This window comes from Campylobacter sp. VBCF_06 NA8, from assembly GCF_027737825.1.
In the GTDB taxonomy this organism is placed as follows: domain Bacteria; phylum Campylobacterota; class Campylobacteria; order Campylobacterales; family Campylobacteraceae; genus Campylobacter_B.
On the sequence record NZ_JAOVUB010000003.1, the window covers coordinates 311658 to 328305 of the forward strand.

Annotated in this window: 20 protein-coding genes; 2 read left to right on the plus strand and 18 right to left on the minus strand. The window is 40.5% G+C overall.

Going from position 1 to position 16648, the window contains the following annotated elements:
- Positions 1–24 precede the first annotated feature (24 nt).
- The 8 genes from OFO10_RS05915 to OFO10_RS05950 are packed head-to-tail and all read right to left on the minus strand — an operon-like array spanning position 25 to position 7057.
- Positions 25–2067, minus strand: coding sequence for a phage tail protein (locus OFO10_RS05915; RefSeq protein WP_270866457.1), 2043 nt, complete (start codon positions 2065–2067; stop codon positions 25–27).
- Positions 2068–2070: 3 nt separating this feature from the next.
- Positions 2071–2298, minus strand: coding sequence for a hypothetical protein (locus OFO10_RS05920; RefSeq protein ID WP_270866458.1), 228 nt, complete (start codon positions 2296–2298; stop codon positions 2071–2073).
- Between the two features lies 1 nt (position 2299).
- Entirely contained in the window at positions 2300–3043 is a 744-nt protein-coding gene (locus OFO10_RS05925; protein WP_270866459.1) for a DUF2163 domain-containing protein, read from the minus strand.
- Complete coding sequence (locus OFO10_RS05930) at positions 3036–3233, minus strand: hypothetical protein (protein ID WP_270866460.1); 198 nt, start codon at positions 3231–3233, stop codon at positions 3036–3038. The genes OFO10_RS05925 and OFO10_RS05930 overlap by 8 nt, the downstream gene beginning before the upstream one ends.
- Position 3234: 1 nt before the next feature.
- Entirely contained in the window at positions 3235–3822 is a 588-nt protein-coding gene (locus tag OFO10_RS05935) for a hypothetical protein (protein WP_270866461.1), read from the minus strand.
- A gap of 1 nt (position 3823) precedes the next feature.
- Positions 3824–4927, minus strand: a complete 1104-nt coding sequence (locus OFO10_RS05940; RefSeq protein ID WP_270866462.1) for a hypothetical protein — start codon at positions 4925–4927, stop codon at positions 3824–3826.
- Positions 4920–5903: a hypothetical protein gene (locus tag OFO10_RS05945; RefSeq protein ID WP_270866463.1), complete on the minus strand. Its 984-nt coding sequence runs from the start codon at positions 5901–5903 to the stop codon at positions 4920–4922. The genes OFO10_RS05940 and OFO10_RS05945 overlap by 8 nt, the downstream gene beginning before the upstream one ends.
- A 2-nt stretch (positions 5904–5905) precedes the next feature.
- A complete protein-coding gene (locus OFO10_RS05950) occupies positions 5906–7057 on the minus strand; it encodes a hypothetical protein (protein WP_270866464.1) in 1152 nt (383 codons plus the stop codon).
- A 95-nt stretch (positions 7058–7152) separates the two neighbouring features.
- Here OFO10_RS05950 and OFO10_RS05955 point away from each other — a divergent pair, with 95 nt between their 5' ends.
- Positions 7153–7434 (plus strand): hypothetical protein, encoded by a 282-nt coding sequence (locus tag OFO10_RS05955; protein ID WP_270866465.1) that lies wholly within the window; start codon positions 7153–7155, stop codon positions 7432–7434.
- Here OFO10_RS05955 and OFO10_RS05960 read toward each other — a convergent pair.
- From OFO10_RS05960 to OFO10_RS06000, 9 genes are read right to left on the minus strand one after another with little or no spacing between them, the layout of a single operon-like run.
- Positions 7424–9076, minus strand: a complete 1653-nt coding sequence (locus tag OFO10_RS05960; RefSeq protein WP_270866466.1) for an ADP-ribosyltransferase — start codon at positions 9074–9076, stop codon at positions 7424–7426. The two genes, OFO10_RS05955 and OFO10_RS05960, sit on opposite strands and share 11 nt — an antisense overlap.
- Positions 9063–9518 carry a hypothetical protein gene (locus OFO10_RS05965; RefSeq protein WP_270866467.1) on the minus strand — a complete coding sequence of 152 codons (456 nt, stop codon included), beginning with the start codon at positions 9516–9518 and terminating at the stop codon, positions 9063–9065. Before OFO10_RS05965 ends, OFO10_RS05960 begins: the two co-directional genes overlap by 14 nt.
- Complete coding sequence (locus OFO10_RS05970) at positions 9515–10813, minus strand: phage portal protein (RefSeq protein WP_270866468.1); 1299 nt, start codon at positions 10811–10813, stop codon at positions 9515–9517. The genes OFO10_RS05965 and OFO10_RS05970 overlap by 4 nt, the downstream gene beginning before the upstream one ends.
- A 10-nt stretch (positions 10814–10823) precedes the next feature.
- Positions 10824–11231 carry a hypothetical protein gene (locus OFO10_RS05975; RefSeq protein ID WP_270866469.1) on the minus strand — a complete coding sequence of 136 codons (408 nt, stop codon included), beginning with the start codon at positions 11229–11231 and terminating at the stop codon, positions 10824–10826.
- Between the two features lie 2 nt (positions 11232–11233).
- Positions 11234–11449, minus strand: a complete 216-nt coding sequence (locus OFO10_RS05980) for a hypothetical protein (protein ID WP_270866470.1) — start codon at positions 11447–11449, stop codon at positions 11234–11236.
- Positions 11412–11777 carry a hypothetical protein gene (locus OFO10_RS05985; protein WP_270866471.1) on the minus strand — a complete coding sequence of 122 codons (366 nt, stop codon included), beginning with the start codon at positions 11775–11777 and terminating at the stop codon, positions 11412–11414. The genes OFO10_RS05980 and OFO10_RS05985 overlap by 38 nt, the downstream gene beginning before the upstream one ends.
- Positions 11778–11789: 12 nt before the next feature.
- Positions 11790–12638 (minus strand): hypothetical protein, encoded by an 849-nt coding sequence (locus OFO10_RS05990; protein WP_270866472.1) that lies wholly within the window; start codon positions 12636–12638, stop codon positions 11790–11792.
- A gap of 2 nt (positions 12639–12640) precedes the next feature.
- Positions 12641–13327: a hypothetical protein gene (locus OFO10_RS05995; RefSeq protein WP_270866473.1), complete on the minus strand. Its 687-nt coding sequence runs from the start codon at positions 13325–13327 to the stop codon at positions 12641–12643.
- A gap of 21 nt (positions 13328–13348) precedes the next feature.
- Positions 13349–13684, minus strand: coding sequence for a hypothetical protein (locus OFO10_RS06000; protein ID WP_270866474.1), 336 nt, complete (start codon positions 13682–13684; stop codon positions 13349–13351).
- A gap of 117 nt (positions 13685–13801) precedes the next feature.
- Here OFO10_RS06000 and OFO10_RS06005 point away from each other — a divergent pair, with 117 nt between their 5' ends.
- Entirely contained in the window at positions 13802–14236 is a 435-nt protein-coding gene (locus tag OFO10_RS06005) for a hypothetical protein (protein WP_270866475.1), read from the plus strand.
- Here OFO10_RS06005 and OFO10_RS06010 read toward each other — a convergent pair.
- Positions 14233–16602 (minus strand): hypothetical protein, encoded by a 2370-nt coding sequence (locus OFO10_RS06010; protein ID WP_270866476.1) that lies wholly within the window; start codon positions 16600–16602, stop codon positions 14233–14235. The two genes, OFO10_RS06005 and OFO10_RS06010, sit on opposite strands and share 4 nt — an antisense overlap.
- Between the last annotated feature and the right edge of the window lie 46 nt (positions 16603–16648).

The following is a 16648-nucleotide window of genomic DNA, read 5'->3' on the forward strand; positions in this document are numbered from 1 at the left end:
ATCACTCTCTTTTTTCTTAGAAATTTACACCCTTACGCTCACACTATCGCTTTTATACGCTTCGCCGTTTAAACCTATGGCATAAAGCGTAAAAGTCGTGTTATTTGGCGCGTTTTCTATGCGCCAGCTCTCGCCTGTGCTTACCTCAACCCGCACGCCGTTATATGTGATGATAGTAGCTCCCTCTTGTAATCCCTCGTCAGCCCCAGCTTCGATATTATCAGCGTTTCGATAGTTTGCGCCCCTTAGACGCACGCAGTTTCGCCAGTGTAGCGTCACAGTGCTGCCATTTCTCTCGCCCCAAACATTGCTTGGCGCGTATGCTCTTTTGGCTCGCCCTGAGTGGCTGAAATTTAGGCTCTTTGTTCCGCTCTCATTTACATAGTTATACGCCTTAAAGTGTAGCGTCGTGTTTGGCGAAATGATAGGCAGCATTACCAAATCATTTGCATCCACAGGCGCAAACCACACTTTCGCGCCCTTGCGGTGCGAGGTGATAGCCGTGCCGCTAAGTCCTCGCATTAGCGTTTTTATGCGCCATTTACCACCGCCTAAATCCTCTCTAAACTCGAAATTTATAAGCTCACTATCGATAGCGCAGGTCATTTTGAGGCGTTGAAATCCAGCGCGCGTAGCACTAACCGCCCAAAGTGGCGTGATTTCTTTGATATCAAAATACGCCTCATCGCTAAATTCAGCCCCCGCACTAAGTGGCGCGTCAAGTTCGCCAAGCTCGAAAAACTGGCAGTTTAGGCTTCGCCCTTGTGCGCCGTCTTTACAGCTAACCCCTTGCACGAAGCCACTAGGCTTAGTTACCATAGGCAAAATTCCTTGTTCTTCGCCCATTTCGATTGTAGCTTCAATCGCGCCGTAGTGCTGTATTTCGCCCACATTTAAATCTATCGGCTCATATAGACTTGGCTGTTCGCTGGTAATATGCAAATTTTGTAGCGAAAATACATCCTCGACAGCCTCTACCTCTACGCTTTGGTCATCTTCTTTATCCGCGCCCAAATTTAGCACTCTGATTTTTAAATCCTTTACGCCCAAATTTTTATGCGAAAAAAGCATTACATCGCCCACTTCTAAATTTTTAAACTCCTCAGAGCTTAGCTTAAAGGTTAGGCTCGCATACGGATAGGTTAGCTTTCGCATTAGGCGATTTAGCACTTTGCCTGCGTTTGTGGCGTTTGTGATAGCCATATACTCCACGCTCTCGCTTTTTTCATATCCTAGCGTCTCTTTTACGGCGTTGTTTATGGCTGTTACGATATCTTCTTTAAACTCATAATTGCCACGCCTAGTGTATTTCACGCTCACACGGCTAAAAGTATCGTCCCACGCCTTGCGCTTAAAGACCAAATCCTTGCATTTACTCTCATTTACCAGCCGTAAATCACTCTCTTTGAAGTCATAGCGCAGTAGTTTTAGCTTCATTTTGCCTGTGCTAGGATTTACGCAAAGCACGGCGTCGATTGTGCGTAAAATCTCTTCTATCCACTCTTTGGCTTCGTTCGCGCTACTCATCGTAAAGCTCATGCCAAATCCGTCATTATAAAGCGCGCTCGCACACGAGCTAAAACTATTATAATCAAGCTCATCTGCGCTTATGCCAATTAGCTTAGTTAGGATATAGTATAGCGCCCACGCTGGATTTATATCGCCGTTTATATTCTCATTAGAGCCTACGCCAAGGGCTGTGTTTTCTACCACGCACGAATACTCAGGCAGTGAGCTTACATTATCGCCGATAAAGCCATTTACCACAAAATAGGCTAGTTTTTTGTATGCTAGCTCATAGCCTGTTTGGCGCGTGAGATACTCATCTGGCGTAGTTTGTAAGCCATTGTAAAATTTTACCGAGCTAGATTTGTTCCCACTGCCATGACTTGGCGCGGATTTGCCTGTTTGTGCGTCAAAACTACCGCTTGTGCTTAAATTTGGTCTTGCGACAATATCGCCGTTAAATTTAAAGGCTAATAACTTACCTACTTTTTCGCACAATCCATAAGCACAACCCATAAAATAGCTATGACCTACAACAGTGCTAGACTTACCTTTTCCCATTTTTTACTCCACTATCTCTCTACTTCGCAAATCGCCATACCACAGGCAATTTCCTTTAATCTCGACCGTGCCAAATACGATAGGCACGACACGCCCATTTGAGTTAGTCGGCACACTAAACTCATCAAGGCTAGTAGCCTTTGCTCCCTCGTTGCTCGGACTTGGCGTCATCAAAACTGCTGCGACTGCGCCCACTATCGCAGCGACTAACATACCTACTGCAAACCACATATTAAAATCCTTGTGTTACGGGGTTTTTGCTTGGGATAAATGGAAAACCGCCGTAATTAATCGAATTGCCAAATTTATTTTTACACATTTTTATAGTTTTATCGCACCCTGCATATACATTTAAAACATCGCTAGTGCTTAGGTTTTTTAGCGGAAACATTAGCGTGATTTTATCCCCTGTGTGATCGCTGATATAACTATGCTGATTACTAAATCTAGCGTATCCTCCGCTAAAATAGCCGCTTGGCTTAGACGCTAGTGCTTCGCTTGTGATTTCTAGCTTATCCTCACTTATGCTGAAATTATTCGTCAAAACCACGCTAAATTTGGCTTTATCTAACCCACAGCCATCATCAAAGAGATTAAATCCACACTCCTTAGCGTATGTGCGATTTGGGATTTTAGAATTTAGCACGCCACCGATCGCGCTAAGCTTGATTGTAGCCGTGCCTTTGCTAAGCTCAAAATCCACGCTTCGCACCTTACCAGCAAAAATAAGCGCGCCATTTTCTTTTAAAATTCGCACAAAAATGCTGGTGCTTGGGTTAAATTCTTTATACAAATCAAACGGGGCTAAATCCAAATCCGCAATCAGCTTGGCTTCATCGCTTAGGCTATCACGGCTAAGTTCATTGCGATATATACTCACAGCCTTATACAGCTCGTTATTTAGCGTAAAATCGCTATCGCCTGAGGTGTAATAAAACCGCTCGTTATCCATTATGACTTGATAGAGCTCACGCATTTTCTAACGCCTCAATTCGTGCTTTTAGCGCGTTTAGTTCAGCTTGCAAAGCGTTATAATCGCTCTTTTTGACAAAATCTCTATCTATTTCAGCCTTTGTGTAAAGCTTGGTAAAATTATCATTGATTATCACGCGCCACGCCGTAACACCTAGCTCCATTGTCTCTAATCCATTTGCTAATCTAGCCATTTTAATCCTCCATTACTTCGGCAAACTCTAAGGCGATTTTATAGCCTATATTTGCCTCTTTTAGCACTTCGAAGCTATCATTATCAAAGCGCACCTTTATAAGCTCGTTTATAATCGTATCTTTGTCGATTTTAAAGCTAAAATTTCTATCCAAAACCACGATTTCGCTATCACTCACAGTATCGACGCGCACATCAATCACCCGCGCCATAAATGCGCTCTGTGGGATAGAGATATTTAAAATTTGGCTGATTACGCCAAAATTTGAGTTTTGCCTTTTGGCTGAAAAGTTGTTATTGTTCGCGCTTTCGCCTAAAATTTCAAAATCCTTTTTAAAGCTAGGCATGTAAAAGCTCTCTAATCGCCCTTTGCACGAGTTTATAAAAAAACTCTCTATATCCCTAACCCGCGCCAAATCACGCACAAAATACTCTAAACTGATCTTACGCAAACTAATACCCGGGACAAATTTAGTTATGATATTTTTACCCACTTCCTTAAAATCATTATTTAGCGTGATTTTTGGCTCGATTAGCGGGGCTAAATCAAATACAAATTTATCATTAAATTTCGCCAAATTTAGTGCCATTTTACAAAAGCTCCTTTAACTCCACGCTATACGAGCCCACAGCCCCCGTGGTAAATGCGCCTGAAACGCTTACCTTTGGTGTAACGCGCATTAATGGCATTACTAAAAAGCCCTTTTGCGCGTAGGCTGGCTTTTCTAGCGTAAATGTGGATTTATAGACCTTGCGATTTTTCTCTTTGCGACCAGTGCGCGGGTTCCAGTCTGTGAGGGTGTGCTCTTTGCGCGAAAGCCCTAAAATTTTCACAAAATCCCATTTATCGAAATCTTGCCAGATTATGGCGTATTCACCGACCTTAAACTCCGAATTTATCGTATCAGTAGTAATAAGCGTGGTAGAATTTAGCGCGTCGCTATCGATTAGCACGGCACTTAGCCACAGCGGGGCGAAAAAATACGCCTTTTGCCCGTAGCTTAATAGGTTAAAAACGCCTCTGTATTTGGCGACCTCGTCGCTAGTGATTTTAAAGCTTATATGGCGCAAAGCCCTTGAACGCATAGCACGGCGTTTTTCTGCGCCATTATGCGCTGTAAAGATATCAGTTTTAAGCTCTTTGCGCTCTGAATACGCTAGACTTGGGCGAAAGCTCCACACGATAGCGCGCACGCCTAAAATGTGGATTGTAATAACTTGATTGTCAAAAACAAAGCTTAAATCACTATCGATTTGCGCGCTGCCGTTACTATCTGTGCGAAGTGTGATCTCTACCCACTCGCTAGGGGCGAAAATTTGCCCCACGCCAACGCCGTAAATGTCGATATTATCGTTTTTACTAAAATTTATGTTTTGTAGCGTGTGGCTTTTGGTGTCGAAATTTGCTAAGCGAAATTTAACCAGCGTTTCGCCTGTAATCGTGCCAAAATCAATCTGCCTATCAAATATATAAACGCCGTTTTTATCGGTATTTATATCCCACATAGCAAAGCGAAAATCCACGCTCCTTGCCTCTTTTAGAGCATTTGGTGCGGTTTTTGGCACTGGGCTTGGCAGGATTAACTCTTTGTGCGATACTAGCGTTAGTGCCTCCCCCGCATTTGGCGTATTTGCCTCTAAAAGGGCGTTTTTACGATAAACGCTATACCCAGCTAAATCTATAAAATCACGCAACTCTCACCGCCAACCAATAGCTATAAGAATAATTTGTTTTAGGCTGACGAAACGGCTGGATAAGCATAAATTTAGCGTCGCCCAAATTTAAAATTTGTCCGTTTGTAAGCGGTGTGCCATATTGGTTTTGTTCTTTGATGACGCGGATATTTTCCACGCTTCCGGCATAGACAAATTTCCCGGCGTTGTTTTTATAATAAAACAGCGGTTTGATTAGTGTAAATAGCCCACTTAGGCTAGATTTTTGCACCTCTAATAAAGCCTTTGCTGATAGAGGGCTAAGGGCGTTAAAATCCGCGCTATTGGTGTTCGTATTAGCTGGGATTAGATTTGTCAGAATTAGCGAATTTCGCAAATCTGCGTTATAGAGATCTCTCCACGCCCCGCCAAGGCTCATTAGGGTTTTGGTATTTTTGGTAAATGGGACACTATTATACTCTGTTTGCTGTGGATAATACCCGCTATAATTTATGCGCCAAATCGAGCTATACGCCACACTGCCACCATTAAACTCATGCGATTTAGCTAAAAGCGAGTAGCTAAACACCAGCATAAATGGGTAGCTTACAGGCGGGTCTTTCTCCGAATAATGATAAACCTCTGGGAAATCCTTGCAGTTTAGGGCAAGCGTGAAATTCTCGCTATCGCCTATAAGTGTAACCTCGCCTAGCTCTTTGTTGCTATCTTGTTGAAACTCAAAATAACTAACCTCGGCTGAGCGGGGTTGCGCGTTATAAGCTAAATTCTCATCTATACTATCGCTTACATGGATCGTAGAGCGTTCGACATAGTGATACACGCCATACCCTGCCACAAATGGGATAAAATGAAAAATTATACCGCCCCCGGTGTGGTTTTTGGCATAAAGCGTCTGGCTATCTTTTTTATAGCACTCCCAGCCACACGCGCCTAAAAAGGCTTGGATTTTTTCTAGTAACTCAGATCTAGTATTTAGTATGGTTTTCTCAAATCGCATTTTTACTCCTTAGCCATTATATAACTCTCATAAGGGTTCGAAAAATCCGAGCCCTTGGCGATGACGATAAAATTTTGGTCACCAAAGCTAACTTCATCGCCACGATGGACATTTGGCGGAAGTATTACGCTATAAAGCCCGTCCATTTCGCCGAAAATATCACCCGCGCTTTGGTCTAAATAGCTATTTGTGATACGATAGCAAATTATAGGGAATCTTACTATTTCACCACTAATTGGCGCGTCGATATTGCAAATCGTAGCGTTTGCGCTCTCTTTGCTTAAAGCAGTGCTAGAAACCTGCGAAAATGCCCCGCTAAAATAGATGTAAGGGCTATTAAAATTAGCGTTCTGGGTCTCATTAAATCTCGTATCGCTTAGGTGTGTTGCCATTATGGCATTACAATCAGGCAAAGCCCATTTTCCACCATATATAATGAGCCTTCCAGCGTAGCAAATCTGCCAAGTCTCACTTGCTCTTTGCAAATTTGCGCTGATGATTAGGCGGTGGCGATTTAGATTTATGCGGTATCCTATGCTCTCATCATCGCTTAAAATATAGCCTAGTTTGGTGTTTAGTTGCTCCTCTATCGGCAAATCAGGGCTAAAACCTGTGCTTGTAGCGACCGCCAAATTTGCCCTGCCACCCACGCCTATAAACGCACATAGATTTATGATGACATTATTGCTATCATCTTTATTGCTTAGGGTTACAAATCGCTCTAAAATTTCGTTTTCACATGTGAAATTAATGTGAAAATCGTGTATCGTTCCGCTTGGTATGACTTGAAACTGAACATATTTTTTAGCCTTTACCTCCGCGCTAAACTCATAACCGCTGCTGACGCTTTCGGCGATTAGTTCGCGTGTTTGGTCAAAATCTATCCCGTAAATCGTTACACTGACACTCCCTTTGAAATTTAGCCCGCTCACACTCACAGCGCGGGGCATAATCACATTAAAACTAGCACTTGATACGCTATTACCTAGCGCGCTTATAGTGCCTGTGTAGTCGCAATGCCTAGCGTCGCGCGGTATATCATTATATGGCGTAGCTGTGTCACCCAAAACTTCCCAGCCTTGCGAAACGGCTAAATTTTTTATGACTTCAAGCAAATCAAATATGCTATTTGCCGTGCCTTGTATGTATGCCATTGATAGCCTTTGTGTTAAAATTGGCTAAGATTAGCAAATAAAAGGGCGTATTTTCTTAGAAATTTGATATAATTACGAAAATTTAAAGGGTGAAAATGGATAATTACGAATTAAGCGAATACGAGCAAAAAAAATCAGATCTACTTGGAAAATTAGCATTGAAATATTGCGATTTTACCGAATATTACGGAGTAAAAATGATTTTGCTTAGGCTTTTTGCTTTACAGGATAAAAAACCGCTCGCGTTTAAGATGTTCGGGCACGCCCTAAGCGATGATTTTAAAAAAAAGTTTCAAAAATTACCCCTAATCACCGATGAAATTGAGTTTTTGCACTGGCTTGATAAAAACATAGAGTTTAATCCTATCACCGAATAATTTCAAGCTCCACAATATATGATTTAGTAGTTTTTTGCTCTATACTTAGGACTTTGTATTTTGTATTTTTAGGTATAAGGGCTTCTTTTTCGCTCGGTATCTCCGAGAGCTCACTTATATCAAACGCTTTGCCTTTGTTTGCAACCTTAAAAATCACTATGTGAGTTTTAGTTTTATCTGTGTGGATATTAGCGATATTATACGCAGTAGTGTAGTTTTGTGAAAAACTATTAAACATCTTATCGTCTAAAACTAGATTTTTGCCAACCTTTTTTTCTATCACACTAAAAAGCTTCTCGCTCACTGCTATACCGCGGTGTAAAATCACATCGTTATCTAAATTTGAGCGGTATTTTTTGAAAATTTTGTTTATTGTTTTATAGTGTTTTAGCGCAGCGTCTTTGAGCTCTTGTATTTTTTCATCGCTCATATACTTTAACCCTAGCTGCGGATTGTTTTTTAGCTCGCTTATTGTGATATTTGGGTTATTTGCGACCACTCTTGTTACTGGATAATTATCAGTCGTATAAAACGCGATTGCCTCTTTTTCTGCTTGTGTGATTGCTGTGCCACTAAAATTTGGTTTTATTTTTGCGCTCTTTGGCGTTTTTTCGCCCTTTTGCGCCCGTGTTTCGTTGCGCAAATTTAGCCCTAAGATTTCGCCTATTGTGGCGGTTTTATACCTTTGTGGTTTGCTTTGGTTATAAAACTCCACCATAGATTTATCACTGCTTAAAAACTCCAAAGCTCTACGCTTTGAGCCTAAAATTTGCGCTTGTTTGTATGGCGCAAGTGATTTAATAAATTCTTTTTCTGCGTTTGGATTTAGCTTTGCACCCTTTGCACTCTCGCTAAATTTGGGGATTAATCTACACCTACAAAATGGGTGAAATGGTGGAAGCGGGGCTAGCTCTTTTGGGTAAATTCCACGCCCAAGTCCATATAAATCTACATTTGCATGATAGTCGCAAATATCAGCGCGCGGGTGAGTTTTACTCATTTTTACCCTTACGACTTCGATTTCATCATTATTTAAAATTTCAGTCGCTCTTTCTCGCATATACTCTATGTTTGCTTCATTTTGCGCTATGCGGTTTGCATAAAATCGCCCCTTTTCATACATTGCGATTTTTAAAGCTTTTGCCTTTGCTTCATCGCTTTTAGCTTTTAGCGCCTGCATATACGACGCCTTTAAATTTGGTGTTTTTAGCTTTTTGATTTGCGATAGCGGTGCGATTTGTTCTTTTAGATATTTTGGGAGCTTTTTTTTGATTTTTAGCGGGTCAGATTTAAAGTCATAGCCTTCGTATAATTTCAAGGCTAAATCTTTAATCGTTTTTTGCTCTTTCAAATGCGTTTTTATGATTTGTTTTGCCTCTTTTTCAACCTCTCTTAGGCGCAGATACAAATTATCGCTTAGGGTTATATCATCGTAAATATATGCGTTTTGCGTGGCTTGCAAAGGCACTTTTTCGCCTTTGATTTGGCTTTGTGTGGCGTTTAGTTCTTTTATCACAGCTTCGCCAAATTTGGCTAAATTTTCGCTTTTTAAGCCATTTGCGATAGTATCAGCTAAAAGCTCTTTGGCATGAGCGTTGATTTTAATCCCAAGCGCACCCAGCAAATCATCAATCACTAACATTTTTTGAAATTTGCCTATCTAGCCACGCCATAAATGGGTCAATCTCCAACTCTACGGCGTTGTATAAAAATGGGTCGCCTTCATAGCCCGGGTGTTTTACCTTTTTAGCAAATATAAAATCATCTCCGTCGCTCCACCTTAAAAATTTGCAATTTCTGATTTTTATTTCGTGCGGCTTTGAGCCAAAATGCACGAATTTAGCATAAGGGGCTTTTTCATCATCAAAGCCTATTTCATAATCTACCGCGCTTTTTTTGTGGATATAAAGGCTTTTTATCATTTCGCCAGTTTGCGTGTGCTCGTCTGCTAAATCATCGGCTTTTTCATAGACCATATCGGCTAGCTTCGCTATGGCTCGCACCTTAAAAAGGTCGCTAAGACGCGCAAATTTGGCGTTTATTTTATCAATCGCACCTTTTTCAATCTCTAATTTAATCATCAATCAATCTCTTTGTATTCGTCGATTTCTTGGTAAATTTCGCCCATTTCTGTATCATCTAAGCCATTTAGATCAGCGCGCGCTAACTCTTTGCGCTTAGCCCTGCTCCACGCCTCGGGCATACCAAATTCTTTTAGCGCATGCGCGTTTGCAATATCGCTAGTTAAATCTGAAATTTGGAAGTCGTTTGGATAACTCACAGAGTAGTTATACTCCGAATTTAGGTATTTAAAAACCAAATCAAATAGCTTGCGCTCCAAATCCTCCAAAGAGTTGCTTAAAAAGTTTAAATATCCATTTAGATTTTCAAATTTATACTTCAAAGCCACGCCACTATCATCGCTTTTGGTGCTTAAATTCACAGGATTTAGGCTGATTTCATCTATGATATTTTCCAAATTTTCAATATGTGTAAAATATGTGCTAGCACTATCTTGGCTAGGGCTTATAAACTCAGGCTTGTTGCCACTATACAAAAGCGCATTATCGGTGCTTACTTTTAGCTCGCTTGGCGTATTTTCGCCCTGTGGCACATGGTAAGCTAATATGCTAAATGTCTGCCCGCGCAAAATCTCGTCAAGCTCACTGCGTGCATTGTAAATGCGTTTAGCGATTTGCGCTACTTCATAGCTTAGCGTATCGCCCAAAAGCTCACTTCCAAACTGCAAAGCCACCACTGGCACAAAGCCTAGATTATGCTGCGAAGCTTCTAAAATATCGCCTGAGCTATTTCGGATTTGAAATTCATCTTTGCTCCAAAAATAGTAGCGTTTTTCGCTCACAGCTTTTGCAAACGGCTCTTTTGTTTCGATATTAAACTCAAAAATTATCCACTCTAAAACGCCATTTTTGATATAAAAATCATATAAGCTCAAAGGATTTAACTCTTTAAAATATGGAAATGCGCGCTTTTGTTTTTGGTCTGCTAGGCTATCGCCTAAGTCTTTTGGCATATCTACCAAAATAAACGCCGTGCCGTATAAAAACGCTGTTTTGAAAATGTTTTGGATAAAAATATCTAGGTTATTTCCGTTTAAATCCACATCGTCTAAAATTTGGTTTATGATTTCATTTTCGCTTAGCCTTTTTGGTTTTTTCTTAAACAAATAACCGCTAAATCTATCAATTATAGGCTTATTGTAGTTTATGTAGTAAGCCACGCTTTGGCGCATTGCAAATTTATCGCTTGTTTCTCTGGTGTATTTTTGCAAATATCCACCATTTGCAAAACCGCCCGTTTCGTTGTATGCGTTATCTAAAAACTCCCATTTGCTCTTTTGTTCGCTCAAATTTACCATTTTTTAGTCCTTATAAAACAGCGTTTATCTTAAAATCGCTACATAAAATTTTAAAATTTTTCAGCGTGTCATTGTCGCTTTGCGTGCGCTCAAACCTAATCAAACAGCTATTTTCTAGCTGGTGATTGTGGAGGCGGTTTTTTATCTCGCGCTCTAAGTCATAAAGGTATTTATAGATATTTTCTAGCCCCACTTTTTCATCAATCTTCGCACCGAAATAGACGCTAAAATAAATATCATTTTCCCAGCCGTTGCTTTGGGTCAAATCGTTTTTGTTAATCACAATTCGGATAATCGGGTAATCGCTTGGGCTGATATTTGGCTCTATGCCGATTTTAAGCGTTTTAATCCCCTCTATGCCCTCTAATTTCTCTTTGATTTTGACAATCGCGCCGTAAATGTCTGTATTCATATCCATTTTTAGCCCCTTTCCTGTGCGTCTATGATTTTTTCCACAGAGCGCAAATTTAGGGCGCATTTCTCATAAGCCTCGAATAAATCAAGCATAAATAGCGCAATCTCGTCTTGGCTCTTTGGCTCACTCTGCACGCGCACTGGCTCTATCCAAAATAGTTGCTTTGGCACGACAACCTTGCCCTCATTTATCTGCCTGCTCGCGCAGCCGTTGATACACAAAATTAACGCTATTAGCAAGATTTTCAGAGACAGGCTCTTTTGATGCCACGCCAGATTTTGCATTTTTTACAATCCTTTCACGCTGGGTTTTTAAATCATCATTTAGCCTTATTACTTCGCTGAAATTTTGCGCCGTTTCGTTTAAGGCTAAATCGTAATTTGAAATTTGACCCCTAAGGGCTGAAATCTCGCTCTGCCTTAGCTTTGAAATTTGTTCTAAATTTGAAATTTTCGCCCTTTGGTAGCTAAAAATGGCGATATTAAGCGCCATAGCCAAAACCGCCAAAATTTGCCATTTATAGCCTTTTAATATCGCTAATATCGCCATATCTGCCCCCCCTTACTCTGGTGCTACTACTTCGGCAAAGGTCGCCTCACCTGCGCCACGCAAAATTTTATCGCCATGTTTTTCAGCGTCAAAGCCATTAGCCTTGATATCAGCTAGGATGTCATCGCGCACGGCTTCGTTATCCACTTTTAATAGGCAAATTTCGCCCTTGATTTTGACGGGGTATAGTCCAAAAACATTGCCATTTTGTTTGATTACGCCCGACATATACACAGCCTGATTTGGCGCGCCACTGCCTAGAAGTGGCAGGACTTGATATGTAGTCTCACTATCGCTGATAACTTTTAAACCTGTCTCGAAGTTGAAAATTTCGCCCCCTAAATTGCTGATATATACACGCTCATCCCCAGTTCTTTTACTTAGGCACATAGGCGCATTTAGGTCTATTGTCCCCGCGCTATATTCTTTATTATTTGGTATTTTTACTTGGATTTTGCGAGATTTACCCATGAATTCGACTATATCGCGCAAAGCATTTGATTTATACGCGCCTATTAGCGCACCTGGATTTTCGCCGTCGATATAGCCTATGCCTATATAGCCTATGCTTGCTGTATCTAGCGTGAAACCTGTATCAAAATACGAAAATCCTACCGCCTTGATACCATATAGCGCGCGCGTATCATCATCACTAGGCGCTACGGCGTGAAATTTCTCCAAAACAGCCACTCTCTCTTTTAGCTCCGCGATCTCGGCTCTTAGTTCGCTGTCGTTGTAGATAGTATCGCTATCCGTGCGCGCTTCTAATGCCTCTAATCGCGCTTTTAATGCTCTATCGTCATAAGGCGTTGCATTACCCCCACCGCTATTTCTTAAATTCTCTGGTATATAGATCAGCATTTTTATTCTCCTAAATTTTTAAGTCGTTCATATTCACTCGGATTTGTTTTAAACAAAATCGCTTTTTCTGTGAGCGTCATATCTTTAAAGCTTTTTTCTGCCCTGCCCTTACTCAAATCATCTTTGACGCCATTTCCTGCGCTTCCTTGTGGTTTGATATAGTTTTGATTAGCCTTAAAAAACTCGTCCAAAAAGCTTTTTGTATCCACAGCCGAGCCGTCTTTTTCAAAATACTCTTTGCCACTATCATCGAGTTTAAGCGCATTATTTAGCTTGATTTCGACAATTTCAGCGTGGTCTTTGTTTAAATTTGGGATTGCCTCGATAATGCTTTTTAGCTTGTTTTTACGCACGGCTTCGATTTTGGCTTTTTTCTCAGTCTCAATCTCGCTTTTTAGTGCGCTAATCTCGGCTTTTAACCCGTCTAGCATAGCTTCACCGCTTTTGCCTTTTTCGCTTAGCAATGCGCTAATTTCAGCCTTTAAATTTTCGCCTTTAATGCCTAGTTCTCTTAGGCTCTCAATGCTATTTTTAAGGGCTAAATTTTGCGCTTTTAGGCTCTCATTTTCGCTTTGGGCTTTTGCTTTTGCCTCTTGCATGGCTTTATCATAGATATTTAACCCGTCGTAAATCTTAGCAAGCTCGATATTATTATCTCTTGCAAATTTCTCTAACCACTCTTTAAACATTTCACTCCTTTATTTTGAAATTTATCCCCTAGCCAAAGGGCAATTAAACGCGCTAATTCCTGCGCTATTATCGCCGTTTTGGCTCTGGGCTTGTGTCGCTAGTTTGTCGATTTTGGCTTCCTTTAACGCTTCGCTAAACTCATCTTTATAGTGCCTTAGCTTGATATCGTAAAGGTCGTTTTCTTGCGTTTGGTTTTCGATACAGCAGATTATATAGGTCTTTAAAATCGTAAGTTTTTCGATATAAAAAGGGTTAGTTAGGGCGTATTGATTAATCTCTTTAATCGCCCTGCTTTCCATGTCGTCATTGATAACGCCACCTTGCGCTAGGTATTCATCATCGTATTTATAAACCATTTTAAGCCCTTTTTTGCCAAATTTTGGGCGATATTAGCAAAAGGAAAGCGCGTTTTTCTTAGAAAATTAACTATTTAATCAAATTTGCTAAAATTTCACCAAGAATAAGGAGTGAAAATGAGAAATTTGGCTTTGGTTTTAATGGCTCTTTTGTTTTGGGGCTGTGTAGATAAACAAATCCATAGTGGCGATTATGCAAAAGCAAGTAAAGAGCATATTATTTTATCTTTTGTAAGTGGTCCAAATAAAGACCGCTTTTTAAATAAAAAAGGCAACTGCGAGTTTTTGGGGGGTGAGGCGATAAATAGTTCAGAGTTATTAAATTTTATGATTGACGATTTTAATAAAATGTTCGACTATGACGATTATATAAAATTTGGGAGTTTATATATTTCAAGCGAAATAAGAAAAAGGGCTTATCAAAAAGGCGGAAATTTCGTTAAAATTTTAAACGGCTATACTTTTTCATCTTTATGGTTTGATTTAGAGGAGTCTAAAACCCTAAAATTTGATATTTATAAATGCAAATGTGAATGGGAAAATTGCCTTTAACCCTTAATCACATTTTTTATCACTTTTGCGCCACCGCGAGAGTTCGCCCAAGCCTCCATTACGCTATTATCCACGCTATTTATGATTACGATATTTGGCTCACCAGCCCCGGCGTTAGAATTTGGCGCCTCGCTCATTTGCGCCACTTGCTTACGGCTTAAAACATATTCACCAGTTTGAAGTATCGCAGGGACTTCATCTCTTTTAAGTGGTTCGCCACCGATAAAACCGCCCGTGTGAAATTTTTGTGCTTTGATTTGCGCTACTTGCGCCATACCTTGCGCTATTGCGATTGCTGCCATTGCTGCGCCTAAATATGGATTTCCTGCACTTGCATAAGCATTAGACGCTGCGGTGTAAGTGTTGATTATAGCTTTGCCTATCATCATTGCTTGATAGGCTCTCAGGGCTGTTTTGTTTTGTCCTCCACTCATATCATAAAACGCCTTTGCTAAACTTCCCATTGCGTCAAATGCCGTGCCAGCTTGACTTGTTCGCATTGCAAAATATGCTCTATCTAATTCAGCTTGACGAGCTAATGAATTTGCTTGCGTGTTCTCTAAAAGTGCATAATGTGCGTTTATCCTAGCTTCCTCTTGGTCGTAAAAAGTGCTTATTGTGTTTAATCTATCAATAGCCGTGCCACTTGCGCCCATATCATAACCCATTGCGCTATTTAAGCTATTATAATTGCTTTTTCTCTCTTTTTCGCCATAAACCATATTTGCTACTTCTTGGTCGCTTCGCCCTTTTGCTCTTTGCTCCGCTTCTTTGATTTGTAATCTTGCAATGTGTGCCATTGCTTCGTTTTCCACAGCTTCGTAATACTCTATCTCTTTTTCTAGCCTTTCTTTTAAATCTTTTGCGTGGTTTTCTTTGTCAAGTTTTGCCAAATTTTGCGAAATTTGGAGCTCATTTAATCCCAACTCTTTAAGTTTTATGCTGTGAAGTTCGCGCTCTTTTAGCCTTTTGTTTTCTAAATCGCCTATCGCGTCGTAATATTCTACGGCTTTTTGGAGTTGTTGCTTATATAAATTTTGCGTATCCCTTAGCGTGGCTCTACTTCCACCGCCACTGCGTGAAATTTTGGGCTGTTTTACCTCTAATGCTTTTTGTGGAGTATCTGCGCTTTTTAACTCAACTTGTGGTTTAATTTCAAGTTTCGGCTTTAACTCATAGCTGTTTTTGCCTATGTCTATAAACTGCTCTTTTATGGATTTTGCTACCAAATTTGTATCCTCTACGGCTTTTGCGTAGCTTGCCTCTAATCCGCTTAAATCCATTATCCCAGCACTCACGCGCCCAAAGCTTACACTTCCACCGCCAAAAAAGCCATTTATTGCATTTACGGCACTTTCTGCTTTCTCTAAAATCGCATTAATTACAGAGTTGATTTTATCGTTCATCGCATTTATCGCATTTGCTACGGCTAGCACTGCACTTATCGCGCCCTCTTTTACGCCGTTTGCGATTAGGATTAATCCACTACCTAGCATTTGCGTGGCTTTAAATGCGTCGTTTCCAAACTCTATAATTGCGCCTTTGTTTTCACGGATTAGGTTTGTCGTATCAGATAAACCGCGCTTAAATGTTTCAAAAATCGGCTTTCCAAGCTCAGCGGTTAAGTCTTGTAACTCTGCTTTATACTGGCTTAAAACACTTTGATAGCTTCCGCCACTCATTGAGCTTAGTTCTTTAAATTTAGCCGTTTTTTCAGTAAGCAGATCTAGCACTTTGCCATTTTCGTTAGCTTGTTTTAATTCCTCGTTTGTAAGCCCTATAATACGCATAAATGCGCCCATTTCGCTACCAGCTACCACGGTGCCACTAGCAAGACTGTCAAACATCGGCACCAAATCGCCCATATTTTTGCCACTTACTTGCACGGCATACGCTACGCTCTCAAAAGCGTCTTTTATCTGCGTAATACTTCCTTGATTTGACGCAGTTGCATAAAACATAGAAAACGCATTGCTCATATCGCTTGCGCTCGTGCCAGTGGCTCTTGCTGTGGCGGTCAAATCGCTTAAAATTTGCGAAGCTTGCGCGCTTGCTATGCTCCATTTTTCCGTTATGCTTACCATTTCGCCTGTGGTGGTTATGTTTTGGGTGTTTGCGCTAATAAGTCCAGTTAATTTTAGCTCCAAACTCTCTAAATTTGCGTTTATTTCGATTGCGTTGCGCCCAAATTCAATGAAACCACTTGCTAATCTTGGGATTACTTGATTTGCTAGGATTATCAAATTTGTAAATTTTATCGAGCTTATACTATTTGCAAAACCGCTGATTTGCGTGTTTGCTTGGTTTATGTTTTGCGTGAAATTTGCGCTATCGGCTGAAATTTTAACCTTTACTTCTTGTTGCATTTTACGCCCTTTTAGAGTATTTTATTTATCAAATTTTGATAAAATC